At 39.1% G+C, this 26,163-nt stretch carries 31 protein-coding genes; 13 read left to right on the top strand and 18 right to left on the bottom strand.

The annotated features are described in order from the left end of the window. Positions 1 to 5: 5 nt before the first annotated feature. The 9 genes from C9J38_RS18430 to flgB form a co-directional block, all read right to left on the bottom strand. On the bottom strand, positions 6 to 488 hold the full coding sequence (locus tag C9J38_RS18430; protein WP_107208354.1) for a rod-binding protein: 483 nt from the start codon (positions 486 to 488) through the stop codon (positions 6 to 8). 9 nt (positions 489 to 497) lie between these two features. After that, entirely contained in the window at positions 498 to 1,619 is a 1,122-nt protein-coding gene (locus tag C9J38_RS18425; RefSeq protein WP_107208353.1) for a flagellar basal body P-ring protein FlgI, read from the bottom strand. Then, entirely contained in the window at positions 1,619 to 2,287 is a 669-nt protein-coding gene (gene flgH, locus C9J38_RS18420; RefSeq protein ID WP_107208352.1) for a flagellar basal body L-ring protein FlgH, read from the bottom strand. The genes C9J38_RS18425 and flgH overlap by 1 nt, the downstream gene beginning before the upstream one ends. Positions 2,288 to 2,296: 9 nt before the next feature. Beyond that, on the bottom strand, positions 2,297 to 3,082 hold the full coding sequence (flgG, locus tag C9J38_RS18415; RefSeq protein WP_107208351.1) for a flagellar basal-body rod protein FlgG: 786 nt from the start codon (positions 3,080 to 3,082) through the stop codon (positions 2,297 to 2,299). Between the two features lie 35 nt (positions 3,083 to 3,117). Beyond that, positions 3,118 to 3,849, bottom strand: a complete 732-nt coding sequence (locus tag C9J38_RS18410; protein WP_107208350.1) for a flagellar basal body rod protein FlgF — start codon at positions 3,847 to 3,849, stop codon at positions 3,118 to 3,120. A gap of 12 nt (positions 3,850 to 3,861) precedes the next feature. Next, entirely contained in the window at positions 3,862 to 5,058 is a 1,197-nt protein-coding gene (flgE, locus tag C9J38_RS18405) for a flagellar hook protein FlgE (RefSeq protein ID WP_107208349.1), read from the bottom strand. 70 nt (positions 5,059 to 5,128) lie between these two features. After that, the gene (flgD, locus tag C9J38_RS18400; RefSeq protein WP_107208348.1) at positions 5,129 to 5,806 is read right to left on the bottom strand and encodes a flagellar hook assembly protein FlgD; all 678 of its coding nucleotides are present in this window, start codon (positions 5,804 to 5,806) and stop codon (positions 5,129 to 5,131) included. Next, positions 5,806 to 6,240, bottom strand: coding sequence for a flagellar basal body rod protein FlgC (gene flgC, locus C9J38_RS18395; RefSeq protein WP_005364289.1), 435 nt, complete (start codon positions 6,238 to 6,240; stop codon positions 5,806 to 5,808). Before flgC ends, flgD begins: the two co-directional genes overlap by 1 nt. Before the next feature lie 2 nt (positions 6,241 to 6,242). Further along, positions 6,243 to 6,605, bottom strand: coding sequence for a flagellar basal body rod protein FlgB (gene flgB / locus C9J38_RS18390; RefSeq protein ID WP_107208347.1), 363 nt, complete (start codon positions 6,603 to 6,605; stop codon positions 6,243 to 6,245). An 831-nt stretch (positions 6,606 to 7,436) separates the two neighbouring features. Between flgB and flgA the strand changes: the two genes are divergently transcribed. After that, positions 7,437 to 8,231, top strand: coding sequence for a flagellar basal body P-ring formation chaperone FlgA (flgA, locus tag C9J38_RS18380; RefSeq protein WP_233218530.1), 795 nt, complete (start codon positions 7,437 to 7,439; stop codon positions 8,229 to 8,231). Between the two features lie 171 nt (positions 8,232 to 8,402). Here flgA and C9J38_RS22140 read toward each other — a convergent pair whose 3' ends face one another. Next, positions 8,403 to 8,975, bottom strand: a complete 573-nt coding sequence (locus tag C9J38_RS22140) for a prepilin-type N-terminal cleavage/methylation domain-containing protein (RefSeq protein ID WP_107208345.1) — start codon at positions 8,973 to 8,975, stop codon at positions 8,403 to 8,405. A 245-nt stretch (positions 8,976 to 9,220) separates the two neighbouring features. On the opposite strand from C9J38_RS22140, the gene flgM reads away from it, so the two are divergent. The 3 genes from flgM to C9J38_RS18360 all read left to right on the top strand — a co-directional run bounded on the left by flgM (position 9,221) and on the right by C9J38_RS18360 (position 10,798). Next, complete coding sequence (gene flgM, locus C9J38_RS18370; RefSeq protein WP_107208344.1) at positions 9,221 to 9,502, top strand: flagellar biosynthesis anti-sigma factor FlgM; 282 nt, start codon at positions 9,221 to 9,223, stop codon at positions 9,500 to 9,502. Positions 9,503 to 9,532: 30 nt separating this feature from the next. After that, positions 9,533 to 10,000, top strand: coding sequence for a flagellar protein FlgN (flgN, locus tag C9J38_RS18365; RefSeq protein ID WP_107208343.1), 468 nt, complete (start codon positions 9,533 to 9,535; stop codon positions 9,998 to 10,000). A gap of 75 nt (positions 10,001 to 10,075) precedes the next feature. After that, positions 10,076 to 10,798 (top strand): lytic transglycosylase domain-containing protein, encoded by a 723-nt coding sequence (locus tag C9J38_RS18360; RefSeq protein ID WP_107208342.1) that lies wholly within the window; start codon positions 10,076 to 10,078, stop codon positions 10,796 to 10,798. 303 nt (positions 10,799 to 11,101) lie between these two features. On the opposite strand, the gene C9J38_RS21925 is transcribed toward C9J38_RS18360, so the two are convergent. After that, positions 11,102 to 11,254 (bottom strand): hypothetical protein, encoded by a 153-nt coding sequence (locus C9J38_RS21925; protein WP_199187097.1) that lies wholly within the window; start codon positions 11,252 to 11,254, stop codon positions 11,102 to 11,104. Between the two features lie 419 nt (positions 11,255 to 11,673). On the opposite strand from C9J38_RS21925, the gene C9J38_RS18350 reads away from it, so the two are divergent. Both C9J38_RS18350 and C9J38_RS18345 read left to right on the top strand, forming a co-directional pair. Beyond that, complete coding sequence (locus C9J38_RS18350; protein WP_107208341.1) at positions 11,674 to 12,483, top strand: PhzF family phenazine biosynthesis protein; 810 nt, start codon at positions 11,674 to 11,676, stop codon at positions 12,481 to 12,483. Between the two features lie 121 nt (positions 12,484 to 12,604). After that, positions 12,605 to 12,895, top strand: a complete 291-nt coding sequence (locus tag C9J38_RS18345; RefSeq protein ID WP_107208340.1) for a YkgJ family cysteine cluster protein — start codon at positions 12,605 to 12,607, stop codon at positions 12,893 to 12,895. Positions 12,896 to 12,965: 70 nt separating this feature from the next. Here C9J38_RS18345 and C9J38_RS18340 read toward each other — a convergent pair whose 3' ends face one another. Both C9J38_RS18340 and C9J38_RS18335 read right to left on the bottom strand, forming a co-directional pair. Then, positions 12,966 to 13,553: a YceI family protein gene (locus tag C9J38_RS18340; protein WP_107208339.1), complete on the bottom strand. Its 588-nt coding sequence runs from the start codon at positions 13,551 to 13,553 to the stop codon at positions 12,966 to 12,968. Positions 13,554 to 13,598: 45 nt separating this feature from the next. Continuing rightward, positions 13,599 to 14,144 carry a cytochrome b gene (locus tag C9J38_RS18335; protein ID WP_107208338.1) on the bottom strand — a complete coding sequence of 182 codons (546 nt, stop codon included), beginning with the start codon at positions 14,142 to 14,144 and terminating at the stop codon, positions 13,599 to 13,601. Positions 14,145 to 14,396: 252 nt separating this feature from the next. Between C9J38_RS18335 and C9J38_RS18330 the strand changes: the two genes are divergently transcribed. Next, positions 14,397 to 15,092 carry a pseudouridine synthase gene (locus C9J38_RS18330; protein ID WP_107208393.1) on the top strand — a complete coding sequence of 232 codons (696 nt, stop codon included), beginning with the start codon at positions 14,397 to 14,399 and terminating at the stop codon, positions 15,090 to 15,092. Between the two features lie 120 nt (positions 15,093 to 15,212). On the opposite strand, the gene C9J38_RS18325 is transcribed toward C9J38_RS18330, so the two are convergent. Continuing rightward, positions 15,213 to 15,719: a lactoylglutathione lyase family protein gene (locus tag C9J38_RS18325; protein WP_105061909.1), complete on the bottom strand. Its 507-nt coding sequence runs from the start codon at positions 15,717 to 15,719 to the stop codon at positions 15,213 to 15,215. 99 nt (positions 15,720 to 15,818) lie between these two features. On the opposite strand from C9J38_RS18325, the gene C9J38_RS18320 reads away from it, so the two are divergent. From C9J38_RS18320 to dtpA (C9J38_RS18300), 5 genes are all read left to right on the top strand, one after another. Then, complete coding sequence (locus C9J38_RS18320; RefSeq protein WP_107208337.1) at positions 15,819 to 16,694, top strand: LysR family transcriptional regulator; 876 nt, start codon at positions 15,819 to 15,821, stop codon at positions 16,692 to 16,694. Positions 16,695 to 16,749: 55 nt separating this feature from the next. Then, the gene (locus C9J38_RS18315; protein WP_107208336.1) at positions 16,750 to 17,163 is read left to right on the top strand and encodes an NUDIX domain-containing protein; all 414 of its coding nucleotides are present in this window, start codon (positions 16,750 to 16,752) and stop codon (positions 17,161 to 17,163) included. 572 nt (positions 17,164 to 17,735) lie between these two features. After that, entirely contained in the window at positions 17,736 to 19,214 is a 1,479-nt protein-coding gene (gene dtpA, locus C9J38_RS18310) for a dipeptide/tripeptide permease DtpA (protein WP_107208335.1), read from the top strand. A gap of 189 nt (positions 19,215 to 19,403) precedes the next feature. Beyond that, complete coding sequence (locus C9J38_RS18305; protein ID WP_107208334.1) at positions 19,404 to 19,697, top strand: SemiSWEET transporter; 294 nt, start codon at positions 19,404 to 19,406, stop codon at positions 19,695 to 19,697. Positions 19,698 to 20,247: 550 nt separating this feature from the next. Beyond that, positions 20,248 to 21,735 carry a dipeptide/tripeptide permease DtpA gene (dtpA, locus tag C9J38_RS18300; protein WP_107208333.1) on the top strand — a complete coding sequence of 496 codons (1,488 nt, stop codon included), beginning with the start codon at positions 20,248 to 20,250 and terminating at the stop codon, positions 21,733 to 21,735. 73 nt (positions 21,736 to 21,808) lie between these two features. On the opposite strand, the gene C9J38_RS18295 is transcribed toward dtpA (C9J38_RS18300), so the two are convergent. Next, complete coding sequence (locus C9J38_RS18295; protein ID WP_005364252.1) at positions 21,809 to 23,065, bottom strand: adenylosuccinate synthase; 1,257 nt, start codon at positions 23,063 to 23,065, stop codon at positions 21,809 to 21,811. A gap of 179 nt (positions 23,066 to 23,244) precedes the next feature. Between C9J38_RS18295 and C9J38_RS18290 the strand changes: the two genes are divergently transcribed. Further along, entirely contained in the window at positions 23,245 to 24,150 is a 906-nt protein-coding gene (locus C9J38_RS18290; RefSeq protein ID WP_107208332.1) for a LysR family transcriptional regulator, read from the top strand. 103 nt (positions 24,151 to 24,253) lie between these two features. Here C9J38_RS18290 and C9J38_RS18285 read toward each other — a convergent pair whose 3' ends face one another. The 3 genes from C9J38_RS18285 to C9J38_RS18275 form a co-directional block, all read right to left on the bottom strand. After that, a complete protein-coding gene (locus tag C9J38_RS18285; RefSeq protein WP_107208331.1) occupies positions 24,254 to 24,718 on the bottom strand; it encodes a copper resistance protein NlpE in 465 nt (154 codons plus the stop codon). An 82-nt stretch (positions 24,719 to 24,800) separates the two neighbouring features. Beyond that, complete coding sequence (locus C9J38_RS18280) at positions 24,801 to 25,106, bottom strand: hypothetical protein (protein ID WP_107208330.1); 306 nt, start codon at positions 25,104 to 25,106, stop codon at positions 24,801 to 24,803. A 90-nt stretch (positions 25,107 to 25,196) separates the two neighbouring features. Beyond that, positions 25,197 to 25,985, bottom strand: a complete 789-nt coding sequence (locus tag C9J38_RS18275) for a hypothetical protein (RefSeq protein WP_107208329.1) — start codon at positions 25,983 to 25,985, stop codon at positions 25,197 to 25,199. Positions 25,986 to 26,163: the final 178 nt, after the last annotated feature.

Genomic DNA, 26,163 nt, shown 5'->3' with positions numbered 1-26,163 from the left:
AGCGATTACTGCTCCTTGTAAGATTGCAATGATTGTTGAAAAGCAGTACACGTTCGAATCGCCAATTGATTGGCCGCTTCATTGTTAACAGGCTTTGGTGTGTCTTGTTTTTCCAGTACTTGATGAGTTAATGCGGCACTATTTTGAACATCATTAAATCCTTGGTTAGGATTTAACTGTTTCATCAACATTTCTTTAATGCCTGTTTGCTGTTGTTTCGCCATTTCAATCGCTAACTGGCCATCATAAAAGTCGCGATAGACGCTCTGTTGTTTACTGGAAAATGGATTATCTTCATCAGCCAAGACATCACTGCTACTTCGCATCTGGCGTAAAACCATTTGTAAAAACATCGCTTCAAATTGCCCAGCAACCACCTCTAAACCTTGCTCATCAGATAGCGAATGTTTGATTTGCTGCAAACCATTATTATCATGGTATAGAACATTAGTTTTGTTCATTACGCTGATATTGTCGTCGAACTTCATCTAACTCTCCTAAATCACTACCAGTTCTGCATTCAATGCGCCTGCTTCATGTAGCGCTTGTAGAATAGACATAAGATCATCAGGTGACGCACCTAAGCTGTTCACGGCATTTACGATAGTATTAAGCTCAGTCCCTTCAGGCCAAATGTACATTTGTGCCTCATCTTGGTTGATATCAACTTTAGAATTATTGACTCGCTCTGTTGTACCTTGGCTAAAGGCGTTAGGCTGGCTGATTTGATCACTTTCTGAAATCGTCACGGTAAGGTTACCGTGGCTCACAGCCGCTTCACTCACACGGACATTTTTGCCAACCACAACCGTTCCTGTTCTCGCATTAAATACCACCCGCGCGGCTTTTCTCCCTGTCATTACTTTTAAGTCTTCCAACATCGACATAAAAGTCACCCGCTGTTGTAGGTCTTGCGGCGCACGCATTTCCACTCGACCTTTACTTACCGCAGTCGCCACTTTTGGACCGAAAGTCGCGTTGATTGCACGGGAAATATTTTTCGCGGTGGTAAAACTCGGTTGGCGTAAATTTAACGTGACGATGCTGCTGTTATTAAAGTCCGTCGGTATTTCTCGCTCTAACGTGGCACCATTAGGAATTCGCCCTGTTGTGGGTGTATTGACCGTGATTTTTGAACCACTTTGCCCTTCTGCTTTTACCCCTCCAACAACGACATTCCCCTGTGCAACAGCATAAACTTCACCATCGATACCTCTAAGTGGCGTCAATAATAAAGTACCGCCACGTAGGCTTTTTGCATCACCAATAGAGGAAACAACAACATTAAGCTCTTGACCGGGTCCCGCCATCGCTTCAACGGTGGCTGTCACACTCACTGAAGCGACATTTTTTAGCTTTGGATCGATCCTATCGCCAATTTGTACCCCAAACTGACGCAGCATATTGGTGATAGATTGGCTGGTAAATTTCACTTGATTTCGATCTCCTGAGCCATCAAGACCTACCACCAAACCATAACCCACCAGCTGATTTGAGCGTATGCCTTGCACATCCACTAAATCCATCATAGGAACTGCTGTTTTAGCGCTAACGTTAAGTGGCATCCAACCCAACGTTACCCACAAAAAAGACAGGATAAAATAAACTATTTTTTTCATTAGAAAGGCATCCATGGGCTAGTGAAAAATTGCGTTAACCAGCCTGCAGCATTGCTATCAGCCAGTGCGCCTCTGCCAGAATAAGTGATCCTCGCATCACCAATACGTTGAGAAGACACTTGGTTATGACGATTAACATCATCAACCCGAACCACGCCCGTTAAGCGTATATATTCATCCCCTTGGTTAAGTCGGATCCACTTTTCACCGCGGATCATCAACACGCCATTAGGTAATACCTTATGAACAGTGACAGTGATTGCCCCTTGCAACTTATTACCTTGAGTGCTGGCAGCAGTGCCATCAAAACCACGATCACCGCTAACACTGGCAGAGAGATCATCAAAGGTTTTATTACCTAATGTTGGCGCTGCAAATTCAATAGAGGAAGATTTACCAAACTTGGTATTGGCTTTTTTGCTTGACTGCGTTTGCTCATCCAACTCCACCGTTAATACATCGCCGACCCGATAGGCACGGCGATCTTGAAACAAGGTCATCGAATAATTATGGCGATACAAGCTGCCATGCTTGGCTTCAGGTAAGCTGTAATCAAGATCCGGTGGCGCAAATGCAGCATCATTAGGTTCAGGCGGAATAAACTCTTCACGCACCGCACAACCTGATACAAATGAGAGCAAACATAGCAGCATTAAAAGCGTCTTCATCCTCACTCCTTACACGGCTTGAGCGACAAATTTCAGCATGTCATCAGCGGCAGAAACGACTTTGGCATTCATTTCATAAGCGCGTTGAGTGGTGATCATATCGACCATTTCTTCAACTACTTGCACGTTCGAACCTTCTAGCGCCCCTTGTTTCAAACTGCCTGCGCCATCAGTGCCTGCAATCATTTCTTGCGGCTGACCACTGGCTTGTGTCTCTTTATAAAGGTTACCGCCCACCGCTTCTAAGCCTGCTGGATTAATAAATTTCGCTAAGGTAATTTGCCCTAACTCTTGCGGCTCTGGATCCCCTGCTAGCGTCGCCGTGACAAGGCCATCAACACCAATGGATATCGTATTCGCTTCTTCAGGTATTTGAATTTGCGGTTGAAGTGGCAGACCTTGTCCGTTCACCATTAAGCCTTCAGAGTTAACGTGAAACTGGCCATTACGGCTAAACATCACTTCACCATCGGAATTTTCTATTTGGAAAAAACCCGAGCCCATTACAGCAAGATCCAACTGTTGTTGGGTATTTTGTGAATTTCCTTGCGTAAACACTTTTTGTGTACCGACTACACGCACACCACTACCAAGCTGTACTCCACTCGGTAATTGATTTAACTGATCAACTTGCGCCCCTGGTTGACGTTGAATGCTGTAAAACAAATCTTCAAAAACAACACGATCACGCTTAAAACCTACCGTATTAACATTGGCAAGGTTGTTGGAAATCGCAGTCATTTTTGTATCTTGTGCTGCCATTCCTGTTTTACTGACCCAAAGTGCTGAATGCATGATGACTCTCCTTGTAATTATGTTTACCTACGTGATTAACGTGGGTTCATTAAGCGGGTTCCAGCTTGTGCTAAAGTTTCTGCGGTTTTCATCATTCGCACTTGCATTTCAAAGTTACGAGTTAGCGACATCACACTAACCAGCTCATTAATCGCCGACACGTTACTGCCTTCTAAATGCCCAGCCGTCATCGCTACACTCGGGTCTTGAGCAAAGACTTGGCCATTTACTGGATGTAATAAGCCATCACTTTGTTTTTGCAGTTGATTAAACTCCGGATTAACCAACTTTAATTGTCCGACTTCAAGCTTGGCACCACCGCCAGGAGGCACCACAGTCACCACACCTTTATCGCTGATTTCCACATCTTGATGTTCTGGTAGCACTAAGGCTTCCCCTTCTGACATCAATGGAAAACCGTTAACTCGCATCATGCCTTGATCATCAACACGAATGTTGCCAGCACGGGTATAGGCTTCATTACCAGCGACAGTTTGTACGGTAAAAAAGCCATCACCATTAATCGCAATATCCAGTGCGCGCCCTGTTTTGATCACATCCCCTGCATCAAAGCGTGTCGCTGCTGAGTTAGTTACAACCATAGTGCGACCATCAAATCCCGCGCCCTGTAACGGGATACTTTTCACTCGCTCCATATCAGCACGAAAACCTGCTGTGTCAGCATTTGATAAGTTATTTGAACGCACGTGCTGCGCTTTCATCACTCGGCTTGCGCCACTGGTTGCGGTATATAAAAAACTATCCATAACAGCCTCTCACTACACCGCGTTAAAGAGTGATTGCGTTAATTTATCTGACGTCGATATAGTTTTGGCATTCGCTTGATAGTTGCGCTGAGCGGTCATTAGGCTTACCAGTTCACTGGTGAGATCAACATTTGAGCCTTCTAAAGCGCCAGCAACTAATCCACCTAAGGTCCCCGTACTTGGCGCACCATTAACTGGGGCACCCGAGCTGAAGCTTTGGATCCAAGAAGTGCCATTGGTTTTTACCAATCCTTGAGGGTTGGCAAAATCAGCTAGCATCACTTGACCTTGTAACTGAGATTGTCCATTAGTGTAAGTAGCAAACACCATCCCATTATCTTCAACACGCACACCAGCAAGCTCACCCGAGGTATAGCCATTCGGCGCATTGGTACTCACGCCAAAATCCGCACCAAACTGAGTCGTCCCAGCTATATCAATATTGATATTCGCCGCATCCGCACCTGCAGGGTTGAAATTCACAACAAAAGGAGCCGTTGGTGATTGCAATGTACCGTCGGTATTGAAAACAACATTTTGGGTTTGCGTCGGGGTAGCCGCGCCATCAACGACCACATTTACCTGCCACTCATTGGCATTGGTTTTGGTGAAGTACTGTGTAACGGTGTGGGGGTTACCTAAAGAGTCATAAACTTTAGAAGTATAAGAAGAGTTAAAGCTGTCAGTCGCATTAGGGTCGAAAGGATTAATGGCAGGATCAATCACACTAGAACGGGCATCTAAGTTAGCCACAAAAGCAAGCTCATCTGTCGCTTTTGCTGGCAGTGAACCGGTGGTGATTTTTAAATTACCGACTGCGCCAGCTTGTAAATTGTTATTCGCATCAACGGTATAGCCTTGAAGCTTGGCGCCATTATTACTAACAATGTTGTTATCTTTATCAGAACCAAACACGCCTGAACGGGTATATAAGGTTTGCCCAGTATGATCTTTAGTAACAAAAAAGCCGCTTCCCGAAATTGCCAGATCTAACGGTCGACCAGTCCCTGTAATTGAACCTGTTTTATCAAAGTTCTGCGAAATAGCGGCAACTTCAACCCCTCCGGCTTGCATACCATTGTATACCGCTGAAAATTCAGTACGTGACTCCTTAAAACCCGAGGTAGAAACATTGGCAATATTATTACTAATAGTATTTAACTGAACATTGGTTGCGTCTAATCCACTTAATGCGATATCAAAACTCATAACTTCCTCTTCTCTTCATTCCTTGATTACTTTCGTTCACGGTTTAAACCAAGCGAAAGCTTAAATAGATTTACTCGCCAAACTGGCTAATTTGATAAAACGGTACTCGACCAATACCTTCAACATTTACCAACGCGGCACCGCCATTAGAGGGCACGCGGACCTGCGATACTTCTCCTGCGAGCAGAACACTGGGTTGTGGTATATCTTTCGCCACCTCAACACTGATTTGATATTGCCCTTTAGCTAAACCCAACGCGTTAGGATCAATCGTAAATTCTACTTCCCCCTTATTTTTAGGGCCTAACGGCATCACTTTTTTATTACCAAGTTGATCTGTTAAAACAATCGAGACGGTACTCGATGCATGGTCTAATTCGATCCGTCCTTGCTGCTTAGCATCCGTTAATGCAACCTCATTACCTTCAACATAAACGGTTTGCCCTACTAACCCTGCCGTTGAAAGGACTTGCATGTTATCCAGTAAAACCATGCTGTTTTGCATCAACTTCGCCATATTCTCGGTACTTTCAACCTGAGAAAATTGCGCTAATTGGCCGACATATTCAGTGCCATCAAGCGGATTTAACGGATCTTGGTTTTGAATTTGAGCCACCATTAAATTAATGAATTCATTTTTTAATGAGTTAGCATCGTTGGCATTATTCGGGTTACCCGCGACAGCCATATTGGTCGACTCAATCGCAGGCACATCGGTACTCAGTGCGTTAAATTGTGCAATGGTCATCAGTTACCCTCACCTAAACGAAGCAACCCTTGCTGCATGCTTTTCACATTACTCAGCACTTCTACATTGGTTTCAAAACTGCGGGTAGCTGACATCATGTCTGCCATCTCTGCGACTACATCTATATCAGGGTAATAAACATACCCCTCTTCATTGGCCAGTGGGTTACTCGGCTCAAAGCGTTTTTCAGCCTCTCCAGCATGTTGAACCACATCCATAATGCGCACTTCAGCACTCGGGTAATCTGCTTGATCCCCTGTTAATTGAGTTTTGTTGTAAACGGTGGCGAATACAGGTTTTAACGCCTTGTAAGCATCGTTAGGATTAGCGGCAACAGCATCGGCATTCGCTAAATTACTTGCGACAGTATTTAAACGTATGGTTTGCGCATTCATTGCAGAACCCGCTATGGAATAAATATCAGTAAATGCCATTGTTAACGTCCTTTAATCACGGCAGCTAAGCCCTTAAATTTCATATTCATAAACGTTAAGCTGCTCTGAAAATCCATGTTGTTTTTAGTAAACTTTGCCTGCTCGACACTGAGCTCTACCGTATTGCCATCTTTTGAGTTCTGGTAAGGCACAGCGTAGCCATCAGACACCACAAGTTGTGTCGGGGCTTTTTGTACTTTTCCAAAACTCATTTGACTTACAATGGCATCAAAACGAATATCTTTTGCTAGGTATCCAGGGGTATCTACATTTGCTAAATTACTGGCAAGCACTTTGGCTCTTTGCACCCGAAAATCGAGCGTTTGAGGATGAACACCAAGTGCATTTTCAAAACTTATTGCCATTAACCACTCCTTAGACAGTACAACCAAGATTGCAATAGAGTGTATTAATCCAAAATGCGTGCCAAAATATTTTTTAAATATTATCAGGGAGTTATATTTAAATACGGAAAGTTAACTTCCCATAGGGGAAATAATCGGAAAGGAAATAACACGATTGAACTAAATGTAATTATTCCTTTGATACTATTAATGAATCTATTTCAAACTTAATAACAGTTTTTATATTTAACTATCTCTATCTCAACATTTAAATATAATAAATATCTAGACATACCTGCATAAAAAGCTTGACTAAACACTAGGTATGAAGTTATTTTCCGCTCTCAAACCACATCATCCACATAGAAATATAAGTCTAATAAGTATTGGCACTAATCTTGCTTTTAATTACTAATACAAAAAACTTATCGAGAGAAAAATGTTTAAATTTATAGTTAGTTTTATTTTATTATGCTTATCACAATCAAGTTTTAGTGAAGAGATAACCATAACATTTATTGGAAAAGTAACGGAACCCGCAGAAAGAATAATATCAAGCAAAATCAATAATATAGATGATATCAAGTCAGATAAAAGCCGTTTTAGTATCAAAGAAGAAGAGATACCATCAAACCCTTTAGCAAAGTTATATATCATGACTTACTATTGATGCTAAGTTATTATTAATAATTGAGTTTTAATATTTACAAGAGCACTCTTAAACCTAAATTATTTATTAAATCATAAGGTTATCATCAATAAATCAGATAACTTCATCTAATTAATGCCTTTGTAGAAAGCGACTATTAAAGGCATGCTAATTTAACATTAATAATGTAACTAAGAGTGAACATGTTGAAGATACTTGAAGTGGTGTCAAACCCAGCAAAAAAAGCATTTGTGAGTTTAACGTATTTAATAATTCTAGTTATATTTTTACCTTTTAGCGTTTTTGCTGATAATTTACAAGAGGTTAAATTAATAACCTCAAATAGCGTTAATATACAGAAAATTAAAAGCGCCTTGGTAGACGAAATAAAAAATGAAATCCAGCATTACAGTGATATTCATGGCTGGAAAAAAGTGGTTCCAAATATAAATGTCAATATTCCGAAGGCCATATCATCATTACCTCATTGCCCTGAACCTGTTCGTTTTACTGCACAAGATAATCAATCGCAGCCCGTAGGCAGATTAAAAAGACAAGTTAAGTGTGAAAGCCCAACAGTGAACTGGCGACTCAATGCAACGGTTTATGTCCAATTAACACTTCCAGTAATGGTAGCCCGCACGTTAATCCATCGCGACGAGGTTATTACAATGGACATGCTAGACAGCAAAGAACTGCAACTAAAAGCACCTAAGAACATCATCACTGATGCGGATCAAGTGATAGGGTTACATGCCATCCGTCGAATTCGCCAAGGACAACTGATTACTGAAAACGTGTTAAAAAAGCCGTTTCTGATTAACAAAGGGGATCAAGTACTGATTGTCGCTAAGAAAGGTAAATTTGAAGCATCAACCAAAGGAATGGCGTTAGAACATGGAAAAATGTACGAACAAATTAAAGTAGAGAATACAGCAACTCAAAAAGTCATTCATGCTCGTGTTGTTGCACAAGGGAAAGTAGAAACAATATTTTAAAATAAGTAAAAATAACCGCTACATTAAATATAAGCATTGATAATAAATAGAGCTCAACTTGTTGTTTTATGCTTCGCATCCCGACATTACATAAGAACAATCAACAATGATTATGCTTCTGTGAGAAAGCCCTATTCTTTTAATGAATAGGGCTACTTAACGTTTCGGTTATCAGCAATCAGATGTGAACAATGTAAAATGTGGTTTAGCTAGATTATCAACGTTATATTGTAAGTAGCATTTCTTTTGTTCAGGGTGACTATAGTAATCATTTACTTGTGGGAAAATTCTAAAATCACCGTCTCTATTTGTATAAAATTCAATGTTTAATTTGTGTGTTGCATTACCCTTGTTATCCAGAGGGTATACGTCAATATTAGCCAGTTTTTTTATTGCTTCGATGCCTGAATATTCAGTTTTAGAGCTAATAGAGCTAAACCACGGGTAATTATCATAATTTGATATACGAATGCCTTTATTTTCATTACTCGGTGTAGTGGAGCTTCCACTAAGCATAAACCTATAGCCATACTTATCAGTATAAATGTTTGCAGATGGTAATTCCGTCTTTGCTGCAAATATAGCAAATGAAGACTCTAAGGCCCCTTTTGTCGCTTTTAGGGTAGCTATTCTTGCATCACGCTGAATATTTAAGAATTTTGGGACTGCAACGACAGCTAATATTCCTAGGATAACAATAACAACGACGATTTCTATCAGTGTGAAACCTTTACTTTTTTTCATTCAAGACGCTCAACATGAAAATGGATTAAGCCATGCGTGATTTTAAACAATCACAATGAGTTTTCGGTATGCATAACAGCTTTGTTTCTTCGAGACCGTTCGATTACTATATCCACGAACGTTATCTATCGTATACGCTCTAACACTATTTTCGATAAAAATACTGAAACTGTCATTTCTTATTTAATCTTCCTATGAGTTTGGTCGCCTAAGTAAACTAAGCGTCTTGTTTAGGAATTAAAACGATGAAAATAGATAAAATTGCAACCGCGCAGTTTTCCCATACCCAGTTAAAACCAGCAGAACAACAGCCAAGCTCTCAGACCGTAAAAAATAGCGCTATCAACACGCCCAGCACCATTGATAGCCAACTGTTAGCACAAGCACAGCAACCGTTAAATGCCCTACCTGATGTGGATATGGCAAAAGTGGAACAAATCAAAAATGCTCTAAACCGCGGGGAAATCAACCTCGATATTGAAGCGCTTTCGAGTGCGATTTTGCAATTTCATACCGGTCATGAATAAACACATTGCTAATGTTATATGGAGTAAAACATGCCTAATCCTCACAATAAACAGCAAATGCTCACTGTACTTATAAAAGACATTCAGTGCGATATTGTTGATTACCGCCAGCTTTATCAACTGATGTTAAAACAGCACCAATGCTATTTGAAATTTGATGGTATGTTACTTTCGCAGCTAACGGAACAACAACTGCCACTGCTAAGCAAACTGACACAACGAAGCCAACAGCGCGCACAACAACTACATAAGCTCGGTTTACCCATTAATAATCAAAGCATGAATAAACTGATCCATGCTTTACCAAATGCAATAAAAAGCAAACTTCAGCAACAATGGCAAACGTTAGAAACCTTAGTAAAACAGTGCCATGACTTAAATCAGCGCAACGGAATATTATCAGCGAACTTCAGCGAATTGCTCAATCAAGTGTATACTCAAATGCCCCAACATAATGACAATAACGCTTATAGCTCACCGCATTTAATGCAGTATTAAAATTAAAGGCTAATGAGGTATCATTTGGGCAATAAAAAATGCACTATTCTCTCTCTACCTCTCAGTATGTTCATCATGCTGATTTTGTTATTGTTTGCAAATCCAAACCAAGCATCCACGCCAATACCCACCAAGTACCAAACGCAATTTGAACAACAAGTCAGTAAACATTATCAACGATTATCACCGCATAAAAAAGTGATAAATAAACAGTTCACGCGACATCAAACAACGGTACAGCATATAATCAAACGGCTTGATGCTAAAAAGCTACCGCGTAATCTGGTATTAATACCAATGATTGAATCGACATTCGATCGCCATGCCGTCTCTCACGCAAAAGCGGCTGGTCTTTGGCAGCTCATGCCCGCAACAGCACAGCGTTTTGGTTTAACTGTCTCCAAGACTAAAGATGAAAGATTCAATATTGCCCGTAGTACCGATGCTGCTATACAGTATTTGATCTTTCTCTATAACAAATTTGATCAAGATTTAAAGCTGACTTTAGCAGCCTATAATTCAGGGGAAGGACGTGTACAGCGGGCATTAAAGCGCGTCGTGGATAAACATTTTTCAGCTCTACGCTTACCGAATGAAACCGTTGATTACGTGCATAAATTTTACGCTTTAGAAAAGTTGGTCGATCTTGATACGTTAGTAAGCTCAATACCGAGAGCCCAGTCTCCCTTCGCAATCAATGCAGTATCTATTAATAATGATGTCGTGTTTCTAAAACAATTATTTGAAACCAAAACAGTGATAAATATGAAGCCTATTAAGCCAATCATTACATTTTAAACCGTCATCAGCCAACCTAAAAAGTAACAAATACTTGAATTAATAAGCAACTTGTCTAGTTGAAATAAAACGACAGAAGAAAAATACAATAGAAAAAACAATAAAATTACGGTAATAACAGAGGAAGTTTGCGGCGCCCAAAAATCTGAGAGCATATCGCTATTTGTTTCTCAGATACTTGGTCATAATGTATAAGGCTTTGATATAAATTGCTAAGGTAGTCTTGTTCCCAATGACTTAACGTTCAAAATAGAGTAATAATGCATGCATCATTAATCTTCTGAATAATTAATGAGCTATTGATCATAGCTCCCACTCTTTATCCCATTCGCGCTGCATGTGTAAGTTTTCAATTCGCTCGCGAACACTCACTTTTCTTTCTGTTGTCTTTGGTGCTACTTTTCTTTTTGTTTTAGCTTCTGTAGTTGTTCGTTTGATGTCAGTTTGCTTTGTCATGAATGTCTCTCTGTTAATACATAATCGTAAATAGCTATATCGGTCGATAATTGAATGTTGCCGTTATCAAGCAACAATAGTGCATGATATGGAAAGATATAGATAAGCTAGGAGGTCAATATATGGCTTTGCTGGTGAAGTTATTCAATTCATTAAAAGTAATATAAAGACTTGTTTACATAATACCAAAATTATTGCATAACTTCCACACAAACATTTTTAATCGGATTTGTAAACTGATTTTTTCTAACCAAATACCTTATGGTTCGCTTCTTGTTGTTCCCTGATGTAGATAATTAAAATCATCTATATATGGATGAATAAAAAACTATATATCAGAAACTTAACAATGAGTTAACAACATACGCAGGGTGACTTGCTACGATAATAATAAATAAGAGAAAGAAGAGTAGGAAATAATGGATATCGAGATCTATCAAGTTGATGCTTTTACCAATGAAACATTCAAAGGTAATCCTGCGGGTGTTTGCATTACAAAAGAAACGTTATCGAAAGATTTAATGCTATCGATTGCAGCGGAAATGGCAGTATCAGAAACCGCTTTTTTATCATTAAATAACATGAACTTAAAATGGTTTACACCTCAAGCTGAAGTCAAACTATGTGGCCATGGTACACTTTCCGTTACTCATATTTTAAAAGAAAAAAAACTTTTTAACGTTAATGATACCGTGACATTTAATACCCTGTCAGGATCATTAAGCGCCTTAATTAGATCATCAACTATAGAACTCGATTTTCCGGCACCAATACTTGATTTTAATATCACACCATCCACAGAATTGTTAGCGTCTTTAGGCATTGAAGCTACACATGTTATTGCTTATGGTATTTTTGATTCGAAGATATTTATTGAAGTTGATAACGAAGAGATTGTATTAAATCTTGCGCCAAACTTTGATCGCCTAACAAAAATTGATGGTCGTGGTGTGTTAATTACTGCACCAACTCAGCGTGATGATCTTGATTTTATCTCTCGCTTTTTTGCCCCTTGGGTTGGCGTTAATGAAGATCCCGTAACAGGTTCAGCACACTGTGCTTTAACACTTTACTGGTCAGAAAAGCTCAATAAAGTAAAACTTAATGGTTATCAAGCATCTGCGCGTGGTGGATATGTCAGCACCGAGTTATTACCCAATGGACGTATAAAACTCATAGGCTCAGCGATTACAACCATAAAAGGTACAATGCAGTTACCTAATGTATAACGACATCTGATATATACGATATTTAGAACATGGCACATCATTGGAAAACATAAGATAGCAATGCCGTTTTGGGGTATGATGCGGCATTGAGTTACTTAAAGATAACTGTGTTTTTCAAGCTATGAACATCCCAATTAAAAATGAAACCACACCTGAAGTCTCATGCTCTAACTGTAAAGCATGCTGCTGCCGTTTAGAGGTGATGATTATCTCAGATACAGGTGTACCAGAAAGGCATATCAAACGAGATATGTGGGGGGGTGAAACTATGCTTCGACTCGCTGATGGTTGGTGCTCTGCACTTGATAGAGAGACCTTCATGTGTACGATTTATGAAAACCGTCCTTGGATTTGCCGCGAATTTGAAATGGGCTCTTACGAATGTGTTGATGAACGTACTGAATTTCTATAGCTCCAATATCTATCACTAACGAGTTAGCGCTTACATTTTATATAAATGCTAACTCGTCTACCTTACTCAATTAAAGGCGGATCCCTTCAACATTGAGTTCTAACTCAACCTCTGTAGAAGCAGGGCCTAAATTTGTTTTAATATCATAATCTTTCAATGAGATCATTGTAGTACCAACAAATCCACGACGATAGCCGCCCCACGGATCATTACCTGCACCAACATGTTTAACATCAATCGTAACCGGCTTTGTAACGCCATTTAACGTTAAATCACCTGTCATGGTAGCGTTGCCATCCCCCAACTCTTTAAAAGTGCTACTAACAAAAGTCGCTTCTGGAAATTTTTCAACATTTAAAAAATCACTGCTGCGTAAATGTTTATCACGCTCAGCATGGTTGGAGTCCACACTCGCCGTTGCTATATTCACTTTAACTTTTGATGCTTCAGGCTGCTTTTCATCATAACTAAACTCACCATCAAAGGTATTAAAACGCCCTACCAACCAACTGTAACCAAGATGCTGGATCCGAAATTGAATCGATGCATGTGAGCCATTAGTATCGATTTTATAATCGTCTGCTAGCGCTACTGATGACATACTAGCCGCAGCCAAAAGTGTGCAAGGAATAAAAGATCTTAGTAGGCGCTTTTTCATCATAATCTCCGTTTATGTCGTAATACGTCTTATCTAATTTTGTCATTATGCTTTGCCTAGCATGCGTTTTAGCGTGTTATCTTTATCTATAAAGTGATGTTTTAACGCGCCAATAGCATGTAAAAGAGCAAAACCAATCAACACACAAGCACCATACCAGTGAATAGTACCCGCGATATCTTCTTGATTTTGAATACTTGTAAGCGTTGCCGGAATATCAAATACACCAAAGATACTGATCGCTCTTCCATCGGCAGTTGAGATCAAGTAACCACTGAACATCACCACAAATAACAGCAGATACAATAGCCAATGCGTTTTTTGTGCGAGCCATTGCTCCCATTGAGCATGACTAGAAAGAGTGGCTGGTGCGTCAGTTAATGCTCTTAATAGCAACCTTACGATCAATACAAAGAATAAGATCAAACCAGTACTCTTATGAGTATCAGGCGCAGTGTTATACCAAGCATGATAATAATTTAAATCAACCATCCACCAGCCAAGCGCAAATAATCCAACGACAGTCAGCGCAACCAACCAGTGAAGAAAAATAATCATGGGGTTCCAATTTTTATTTGGTGTTTTTTTCATGGTTATTCGCTCGATGAGGAAAGTTGTTTTTAGTATGATAAACAAATAAGCAACAATTTATTAACCAACTTTATCAGTGTTTGTGTATCAGACCGCTATATTTATTCGCATAGAAGATAAAAATGGATATTTACCTGTAAAGTGATAATGCTCTTTCGCATAAAAAACACTCGCTAAATTAAGGTTCAGGATTGCTAAATAGAAATGATAACGGATAATAATGCGCTTGTTTCCCTACTTGTGTTCAGTGTTATGCGTCTTGATAAATTTATTTGTAAAAGTACCCAACTGACTAAAGCAGAAGCCATAGAGCGAATACACGCCGGTAATATTAGCGTCAACGATGCTGTAATTATCAATGAAACAACACAAGTACATGAGAATAATACCGTTATCATGGATGGCAAAAGGCTAATTGCGCGTGAGTTTCGCTATATCCTAATGCATAAACCTGCGGGCACTATCTGCTCAAATATTGATGAAGTTTATCCCTCTCTATTTAACTACCTTGATATTGAAAATATCGCTGAATTACACATTGCAGGGCGTTTAGATGCGGATACCACAGGAATGGTACTGATCACTGATGATGGGCGTTGGTCATTTAACATCACATCACCAAATCAAAAATGCAGTAAAGTTTATCGGGTTGGTTTGTCTCGAGATATTGCGGCAGACGTGGCCGAAAAATTTAAAGCAGGGATCAAATTACAAGGCGAACAAAAGTTAACCGCACCAGCGATATTAACCATTATTTCAGTGAAAGAAGTATTGCTGACGATTACTGAAGGCAAGTTTCATCAGGTTAAGCGCATGTTTGCCGCTGTTGGTAATCGCGTCGTGTCTCTTCACCGTGAAGCGATTGGCGAGGTGACGCTTGATCTTGAAGTCGGGCAATGGCGTTACCTAACCAAAGACGAAGTCACCTCTTTTATTAAAGCTGATTAACCAAAACAAATACTGAAATATACAAAATCCGACTCATTTACCTTTCCTCAAAGAAAATGTAAAGCCGGATTTTGGTTATAACAACACCGTATTATTTACAACAAAGCTAACACTTAACGCTTATTTATATGCACCAGCACTGTAGTGTAATTCATAGCTATGAGAGTAAATTTCAATGATGTTACCAAATGGGTCTTCCATGTAAATCATACGGTATGGCTTCTCACCAGGGTAATAAAAACGTGGTGCTTTCATACGTTTTTTACCGCCAGCTGCAACGATCTTTTCTGCAAGCTCTTCAACATTAGGATCTTGAACACTAAAGTGGAATACCCCTGTCTTCCAATACTCGAAGTTATCTTCAGGATTGGTTTGGTTTTTAAACTCAAACAGTTCGATACCAATACGATCACCTGTTGATAAATGTGCAATACGAAAACGCTCCCAGTTACTACCAAAAACATCTGTGCACATTTCACCAATCGCGGAATCATCTTCAATAATTTCTGTTGGTTCCATGATCACATACCACCCCAGAACTTCGGTGTAAAACTTAACCGCAGCATCAAGGTCAGGTACTGAAATACCAATATGAGAAAAGCTACGTGGGTAAGTCTGATTTGTCATGGTTTGTTCTCTTCATCGTTATTGTTGATGTGAGTAGATTACAAATCACATGTTATTAAGTAAAATTATCATTCATAATAAAAATGAGTACGTTTTGTAATGATTAATCCCATTTGGTTACGTAGCTTTTGTACTTTGGTAGAAACTGGACATTTTACTCATACCGCTGAAAAGCTTTATATGACGCAATCCGGTGTCAGCCAACATATAAAGAAATTAGAGCAATATTTAGAGCAACCTCTGCTCACTCGCCACGGAAAAAAATTCACGTTGACTCACGCTGGTGAACGCTTGTACAACGAAGCTAACCAAATTGTATTGTCGCTTACAGATTTAGATAAAAGGATCAGTATTGATCCTCGTTATGAAGGCATGGTACGCATTGCTTCTCCTGGTAGCATTGGTTTGAAGCTCTACCCTCATTTGCTGGCTTTTCAACAACAATATCCTGAATTAGTTATTGATTATCGCTTTGCACCTAACCATGAAATAGAAACCTTACTTGCAGAGCAGCGTATCGATATTGGCTTTATGACACGCCTTTCAAATAAAGCCGATATAACCCTGAATGCCATGGGTAAAGAAGCGCTTTTGCTGGTTACGCCAGCCTCTATTTCATCGCCAAGTTGGGACAAGCTTACTGAGTTAGGTTTTATTGATCACCCTGATGGGGTTTATCATGCAAGCCAGTTACTCAGTGTTAATTACCCTGAGTTTAAGCATATTAACCAATTTAAGCGGTCAGGATTTTCTAACCAAATTAACCTTATTTTAGAACCTGTAAAACGAGGACTAGGATTTACTATTTTACCTCGTTACGCTGTGGATGCCTTTCAAGATAAAGCGCATGTAAATATCCATTTATTTAACAATGAAGTCAGCGAGAATATATACTTAGGCACTCACGCCAACCGATTTATTCCTAACCGCGTTGCAGCTGTGATTGAAGAAGTAATGACCTGTCTAAGTGCTTAAACTATAAGAATGAAAAATGGCGCAACGTTTTTACAGCAAATTATTGAGTAAATAAATGAGTAAAGTAATTGATAAGCTCGCTTGGGTTTTAATTCAAGACGGTAAATTTTTAGTAGTAAGATCTCAAGGTAAAGCGCTGTTTTACCTTCCTGGTGGTAAACGTGAAGCCGGTGAAAGTGACATTGAAGCACTAACCCGTGAAATCAAAGAAGAACTGTCCGTTAATCTTATACCAAACAGTATTAAATACATGGAAACATTTACGGCTCAGGCCGATGGTAAGGCAGAAGGCATCTCAGTAAAACTGACGTGTTACTTTGCTGATTATTCTGGGGATCTTATACCTGCCGCTGAAATCGAAGAACAAAGGTTCATTGATAGTACCGATGAAAGCCTGTGTTCTACCGCTGCATTAGCGGTATTAAAGTGGCTAGAAAAAACCTCACTGATTGCAGGAACACTTGCCTAACAGATAAATATAGGTGTCGTTCAATCGGCACCTATCAAGAGTGTTAGACAAGCCCGAGCATCTTTGCAAGTAAATATCTTAGGTAATTCCTATCCATTGTTAGTTAATCATTATCGTTAATTCGTAATCGTAAATCGCTCTGCTATTATTTTAAATCCATATTCAACCTATTAACATCCTTCTTTACATCCCTCGTTAAAACGTATAACTATATTTAATAATTACCCACTTTATTTGCATATATAGCTAATATACAATCGTTCACACATGCTAGCCTTTATATTTTTCGCCATTTATTTACTGATATTTGGCAGCCACTCGAATTTTTTAACTCTTTTTTATTACTGTATTTCAATAATAAGATTGCAGCCAAAAAACTAACGCAAGCCACTGTTTTAAATACACATTAAAACTAGTGGCAATTAAATGCAACCAACCAAAATTAACAACTTATATTTAGGTAATTGCTGATGACGGATAATACTAGTACTTTTTCAAATAGGTGTCTTTTTCTAACACTGAATAGCTAAAAATACAGAAAATAAAATAATTATAAAATTTAAGGGTACGCAATGTCCGAAGTAAATATATTTAAACAACCAAAACCTTTCTATTTAATATTTTCAATTGAATTTTGGGAACGCTTTGGCTTTTATGGTATGCAAGCGATTTTAACTGTGTATATGGTTAAAATTCTTGGTATGTCGGAATCTGCGTCATTTACTTTATTTGGTGCCTTTTCAGCACTGGTGTATGGATCTGTCGCGATTGGCGGCTGGGTGGGTGATAAAGTATTAGGAACCAAGCGTACCATCACACTGGGTGCCATTATTCTTACTGCGGGTTATGTTTTTCTTGGGCTTTCAGCCAGCCATGAAAATAGCAGTCCTATGCTGATTTACATGGCGATGGGCTTTATTACTATGGGTAATGGTTTATTTAAAGCGAACCCTTCAAGTTTATTAGCCAAAGTTTATGGCGAGAATGATCCCCGTTTAGACGGTGCCTTTACCTTGTATTATATGGCGATAAATTTAGGCTCTTTTTTCTCAATGCTATTAACACCTTGGATTGCAGAAAAATTTGGCTATGATTTGGCGTTTTCCGTCAGTGCTATCGGCTTGGTGATCACGATTGTGAATTTTATAATCAGTCACTCTACCGTGAAAAACGTTGGTTCAAAACCTGATATGAAGCCTGTTAATGTTGTGCATTATATTAGTGTATTAGTCGGTGCAATTGTGCTGAGCTTCGTCAGTGCTTTTTTGCTACAACATTTATTCTACGCACACGCTATTTTGGTGGTAGTGGGAATCACTATTGTTGCGTTGTATTTCAAAGAAGCATTAAAAACATCTGGTATTGAACGCGCTAAAATGTTGGTGGCATTTTTATTAATGTTACAGGGCATTGTTTTCTTTGTACTGTATTTCCAAATGCCAACCTCGCTTAATTTCTTTGCTATCCATAATATCTCTCATGATCTGTTTGGTATTAGTGTTGCGCCAGAACAATTTCAAGCGCTGAATCCACTATGGATCATGATTGCTAGCCCTGTTCTTGCCATTATTTATAATAAGTTTGGTGATCGTTTCTCTATGCCGTTCAAATTTGCACTCGGCATGGTGCTATGTAGCTTTTCTTTCTTAGTACTGACTTTTGGTTCGCACTTTGCCAATAGCCAAAGTGTTATCAGCTCTAACTGGTTAGTGTTATCTTACTTCTTCCAATCTATTGGTGAGCTGCTAGTATCTGGTCTTGGATTAGCGATGGTCGCTCAGCTTGTTCCTCAACGTATGATGGGATTTGCGATGGGTATGTGGTTCTTAACATCAGCAACGGCTGCGGTTCTTGCTGGCTGGGTAGCAACACTAACAACAGATTCAAGCAAGATTGTGGATCCACAACAAACATTAGCCATTTATAGCCATGTCTTTGGGGTGATTGGCTATGTTACTGCCGCGATTGCTCTACTTACCCTAATTATTGCGCCAAAACTAACACGCGTGATCTACGCTAAAGAGACAACAGAAGAAACTGCTGCAGCATAATATTTTCTAGCGATTTCTTTTAACGAAAATTTGAACAATGTACCCAAGCAGCTTCAAACAATAGGTTTTGATAATACGATAGGCCTTGTAGTTTGAAATTACTTGGGTATATTTTTAGCATTTTATCAGCAATATAGCTAAACTTTTAAAAATATTATTTATTATTAGTTGTTTAGGAGTTTAATTCATATGTCGCTGTTGGAGAGTTTAGGGAAGAAACTTGAACCGCTCATGTTGTTTATGGGGTTAGTAAGCCCAATTGCAACATTGCCTCAGTTATATAAGCTTTTTATATCCCATCCCAATCATGCCCATGGTTTATCGTTAACCACCTGGTCTATGTATGCGCTTATTTCTTTGCTCTGGTTTATTTATGGTCTCTACCATAAAAACCCGACAATTTGGGTTGGTAATTTTTTAGGATTTCTCGCTTACTTTGCCATGATGGTAGGCATAGTAATGAAGGCAGGTATCACCTTCTAGGTATTCATAAAAATGAAAGAATGGAATATCTTCCCTTCTTTTCATTAGTTTAAAGAAAATGGGCGAGTTGATAATTAACACGCTCATTTATTGTGATAACAAAGGCCATCTCAATATTGCATATTAGCTACTTCGCTATCATTAATTCGTAAATCACTCTGCTTTTTTAAACCTATATAAACCTATTACCTCCCCCCTATTACGCATCGCTCCCAATATAAAACAAAGTTTTATATTTATTCATTTTTGGTGCAATTTTAAGTAATACACAACCTATTAAACACTGTGTAATTGATATTTTTCAGTCACTCGATATTTATAACTTTTTTCTCTATTATATTTTAACAATAAAAAAGTTGACCATCATAAAGGTAACCCATTGTTTTTATGTTATAAATAAAAAACACAAAGCCATTAACCGCAATCAACCAAAAATAATAACTTATATTTACCCAATTGCTGATGACTATTCAAAATAGTAGCTTCGTCAAGAATGCAACCTTATCACAACAAAGATACAAAAAAACAACAATGCAAACTAAGGAATGTAATGTCTGACGTTAATATATTTAAACAACCAAAACCCTTCTATTTGATATTCTCCATCGAATTTTGGGAACGCTTTGGCTTTTATGGAATGAATGCAATTTTGACTGTTTATATGGTCAAAATTCTTAATATGCCAGAGTCTGCTTCCTTTACATTATTTGGTGCCTTTACAGCATTGATATATGGTTCAGTAGCGCTTGGCGGTTGGGTTGGTGATAAAGTTTTAGGAACCAAACGTACAATTACGCTTGGTGCAATCGTCCTGACAATAGGTTATGCATTACTTGGTCTTTCAGCGAGTCACGGTAATGGTAGCCCATCTATGATTTATATCGCGATGGGTTTCATTGCTATGGGTAATGGTTTATTTAAAGCTAACCCTTCAAGCTTACTGGCGAAAGTATACGGTGAAAATGACCCTCGCTTAGATGGTGCTTTTACCATGTATTACATGGCGATTAACTTAGGCTCGTTCTTTTCAATGCTTTTAACACCATGGATTGCTGACAAATTCGGTTATAACTTTGCGTTTTCAGTGAGTGCTATTGGTTTAATCATTACCATTGCAAACTTTATTGTGAGCAAAAAAACCGTTCAAGATGTTGGCTCCCCAGCTGATATGAAACCCATGAATAGCTTTTACTTTTTATGTGTTGTTATTGGTACAGTCGCTTTAAGCTTTGTGAGTTCATTCTTGCTTCAGCATTTATTTTACGCACATGCCATTCTAGTCGTTGCAGGTATTGCTATTGTTTCACTGTACTTTAAAGAAGCTTTTTCAACATCAGGCAACGAACGAGCAAAAATGCTCGTTGCTTTTGTACTTATGCTTCAGGGGGTTGTGTTCTTCGTACTTTACTTCCAGATGCCGACATCATTGAACTTCTTCGCCATTCACAATGTTGAACATAACATCTTCGGAATATCCGTTGCTCCAGAACAATTCCAAGCACTAAACCCAATGTGGATTATGCTTGCAAGCCCACTATTAGCGATTCTTTACAATAAGCTAGGCGAACGCTTTTCAATGCCGTTCAAATTTGCATTCGGTATGGTGCTATGTAGCCTTGCTTTCTTAGTCCTTCCAGTAGGTGCTAAGTTTGCAAATAGCCAAAGCATTATTAATTCTGGTTGGTTAGTGGTCTCTTACCTATTCCAGTCTATTGGTGAATTATTGGTATCAGGTCTAGGTTTAGCCATGGTGGCACAGCTTGTACCACAACGTATGATGGGCTTTGCTATGGGAATGTGGTTCTTAACCTCTGCAACAGCGGCTGTTATCGGTGGCTGGGTAGCATCATTAACAGCAGTACCGAGTAATATTGATGACCCACATCAGACACTTATCATATATAGCAAAGTGTTTAATGAAATTGGTGTTGGTACAGCCGCAATAGCTCTGATTACATTACTTATTGCGCCTAAATTAACGCGTATTATTTATGCAAAAGATACAACAGAAAAAAAAACAGTAACAGCGGCGGCTTAGAATAACAAATACAACAGCGGTCGTGTTAATAATTAACACGACCGCTGTTTTTATTTTTTACTTTGAACGTATATTAGCGAAGGATCATTTGATCACGCTCAGGACCAACAGAAACCATTTTAACTGGCACGCCCATTAGCTCTTCAATACGAAGTACGTACTCTTGTGCACCTTTAGGTAGCGATTCAAATGTACGACAACCTGTAATATCTTCTTCCCAACCAGTCATTTGCTCGTATACAGCCGTTAGTGATGCAGTTTGAGGCCAAATTGGGTTTTCAGTATGCTCACCGTTGTAAGCCACACAGATTTTCAGATCTTTCATACCTGTTAAGCAGTCGATCTTAGTTAGTGCAATTTCAGTTGCTGCTTGTAGTTCAACACCGTTACGAGTAGCCACTGCATCGAAGTAACCCATATCACGTGGGCGACCGGTTGTTGCACCGAATTCTTTTGCATCTTCACGGAATTGATCTTGATCTTCCATTGCAGTGATCAACGTACCCGTACCTACTGAAGAGCTGAATGCTTTTGCTACTGCAATAACACGCTCAGGATGAAGAGCAGGTAAACCACTACCAATACCAGCGTAAGCTGCAGTTACGTTAGAAGATGTTGTCCATGGGTATTCACCGTAAACTAAGTCACGACCCGCACCCAGTTGTGCTTCAAACAATAACGTTTTGTCTTCTTTTTGTAGTGCTTTAAGTGGCTCTGTTACGTTACAAATACTGTCACGCCAAGGTTGAGAAACCTCTAATAGCCACTCTGTCATTTCTTCTGCTGTTTGGGTGAATTCAAATGATGGGTATAGCGCTTTAAGTTGAGGAAGTTTCCAATCCATCATGAATTGAATACGTTCACGTAACACTGCAGGTTGTTTTAACCAACCAACAAGAATACCTTTTTTCATTACACGATCGCCGTATGCAGGAGCGATCCCTTGACGTGTTGAACCGTAAGCACCATCACCTAGACGTTGTTCTTCTAAGGTATCTTCCAGTGCGTGAAGCGGTAGACATAATGTTGCACGATCTGAGATGCAAAGTTTCACTTCAACACCTGATGTTGCTACTTCTTCGATTTCTAAAGACAGTTTTTCAGGGCTGATCACCATGCCAGGGCCTAACACAGCAATACAATCAGGATTAAATACGCCGCTTGGTAATTGGTGCAATTTGAACGTACCAAAATCGTTAACAACAGTGTGACCTGCGTTATTACCACCTTGGAAACGGATACTTGCTGAAGCTTGGTCTGCTAAATAATCAACAATACGACCTTTACCTTCATCACCCCAGTTAGCACCAACAACAACAATAGACGACATAATTTAAATCTCCTCAAAAGCAATGACACCTATCCTATGCTCATCTAGTCAATAAGAATAATTAATAATCGTTATTAACTTGATAAGAATATCATATATGGAGTATGGTTAATCTTCTCAACTCAATATGTTATGTATGATAATAAATATCATCTACTGCTTAGGAAATCATTGCGAATATGATTGATATCCACTGGCTCAATACCTTTGTCGCTTTGGCAAAGCACCAGCACTTTGGTAAAACTGCAGCTGCGCTACATATGACGCAACCTAATGTAAGCCTTCATCTCAAGCAATTAGAACAAACCACGCGGGTTAAGTTAATTGAGCGTAACCCTTTTCGTTTAACTCAAGCCGGTGAACGTCTGTTACAAAGTGCAGAAAATACTTTAATGGAACTGCAAATTTGTCAGGCCGATCTGAACGCTATCAATGAGCTTAATCGCGGTACTTTAACCATAGCAGCCAGTGATATTATTTCTCGTTTGTTATTAATTAGCCCTTTTCAGTCTTTCAAGAAAGAATATCCAGGGATTGATCTGTCTCTTTTTAATACCACTTCATCTCAAGCAACCGAGTTAGTCAAAAGCGCGAAAGCGGATCTTGGGTTCGTTATTGCACAGAAAGAGAGTCAACCACTGCATTTTACTGAATTACGACAAGTTAAATGGTGCGCATTAGGTAATGGCTTATCACGCTGGCAGGCATTGTCGGCTAACCCTTCACAAATCATCCCAGCCGAACCTCTCGCAGCAGAAGAACCAACATTGATTTTGCTCGGCCACGATACCCGAACCCGTGAATTAATTGATATGGCATTGCCTTTATTAAAATTAAAAAAATACCATGTAATGGAAGTAGGCAGTGTAGATGCGCAGATTGATTGGGCGGAAGCGGGATTTGGTGTCGCAATAGTACCGAGTTTTTCTTTACATTCAAAACCACACTTACAAACACAAATAACACCACTGCCTGATTTCCCGACAACCAGTTTGGGATATATCGTGCGTCAAAACCAAGTGCTTTCACGAGCGATTAAGCAACTCTTACGCTGGGTAGATGATGAAATCCAACGCTCTCAGTAATACTCGCGATCTTCATCGCATATCCTAGCACTAGATATAAATTAAGCCCTGTGATCAGGGCTTAATATATATGCTAACAACAAAGTGTTCCGAGCATAATGGGTTATTTGTGATCTTGTTTTTTTAATGTATACGCATCAGCAAGATCACCTTGGACACGCTTACCATCTTTATCTAAATGGAAGATACGTTGTTCACCCACGAAATACTGAGCTGTTTGACCACCACCTAAATTCAAGGTGATCGTATCGCCTTTATCATTCCAGTCAAACTTACCTTCTGTAGTTAAAGGTTTGGTTTCTTTATCTTGATAAGTTTGATCTAAAATGTAAGTGCCATTGTCTTTTAGCGTTAAGCTTGTTTCAATTCCAGAACAATCAGCACAAGGCTCAATACCTGTATACTCCCCCATCCAATCAAGTGAGTTCTTCGCATTATCAGCAGCCTGTGATAATTCTGTAATTTGATCATTCGCCGCAGATGCCGTTGGTGACGTTTTATCTGAAGCTTGATCACAACCCACAAGTACTAAACCAAGAAGGGCTGTAGCTAAAAGTGTTTTTTTCATCTGAATCTCCTTGAAATAACACAAAATATTATGGATATGTACACGTCATAAAACAGAACACCATAATAAACTATGTTATCAATTACTCAGCAGTTGCATCCTTAACTGCGTCTTTCATATTGTCCGCAGCTTTGCCTGCATCATCTGCCATCTCTTTTGTGGCATCAACTGCTTTATCTGCAACATCATTCGCCGCTTTTGCTGTATCGTCAGCCGCTTGCTTTGTGGCATCAACAGCATCATTGGCAACTGCTTTGGTTGAATCAATCACTTGTGTTGCGGTATCTGATGCCTTGTTTTGCATATCTGTCGCGGTTTTATCTGTGCTTTGGTCACAGCCAACAAGTGCTAAACCGAGAATTGCAGCAACTAATAATGTTTTTTTCATCTTAATCTCCTTAGAAAAAACAAGATACCTTGAAACTCTCAACTGAGAGTTTCACGGTATCTTGCTATAATATTCGAAATTTTAGGACGCTTAATTTAGTAAATCTGATGCTTTTTTCTCTAAATCATCAGCAGCATTTTCTGTTTTATCAACAGCAGAATCGGTCATTTCAGCGGCTTTTTTTTGCGCAGCTTGAGCTGAATCATCGACAGACTTCATTGCATCATTTGCGGCATTTTTTACGTTATCTTCTGTCACTGCTGTTTTATCCACTGCAGCATCTTTCATTTCTGTCGCTGAATGTTTCATTTCATCCATTGAATGATCCGCGGAATCTTCAGCTTTATTGACCGCATCAGACGCTTCAGTTGCTTTTTCTTTTGTCACATCTATTAACGCTTTTGAATCATCAGCAACAGTATCTTTTACTTCTGATACTGAACTATTCATTTCTGCAACTGCCGCAGACGTCTTTTCATCGGCTGATGAATTTGTTAAAGAGGTTTTCAATTCAGATGCTTTTTCTTTCATAGAATCAACAGAATCATCAACAACTTGCTTTGATTTATTAACCATGTCAGTTGTTTTCTCTTTTACAGCATCTGTCATCTCCGACGCTTTTGTAACCGCTGAATCACTTAATTCAGCCGCTTTATCAACCATTTTGTTGGTTTGATCTTTGACTACGTCAGCAGCATCGGACACCGTATTTTTAGTTGCATCTAACGCCGTACCTGATTGTTCCGTCACTTTATCTTTCATTTCAACGGTTGAATGTTGGGCAGCAGATGTACTATCTGTAGCTGTATTTTGTTTTGCCTGATCACAACCAACTAAAAATAAACCTGCAATAGTCATCGCGATAATTGTTTTTTTCATACAAACCCCTGTAACGAATACTGTTTTAATATGACCCTGACAGTATCTATCTACTAGATAAACCTATGTCTTAATGACGTCATTTCCAAGTCAATAATAGGTCAATTTATTACTTTTAGGTATTAAATCTCTTTTAATTCAAGATGGAAAATATGAAAAATGGAAAATAATATAACAT

Origin of the sequence: Photobacterium sp. GB-210, from assembly GCF_003026075.1 — a bacterium.
Taxonomy (GTDB): domain Bacteria; phylum Pseudomonadota; class Gammaproteobacteria; order Enterobacterales; family Vibrionaceae; genus Photobacterium.
This window is presented reverse-complemented; position numbering and strand designations above follow the sequence as displayed.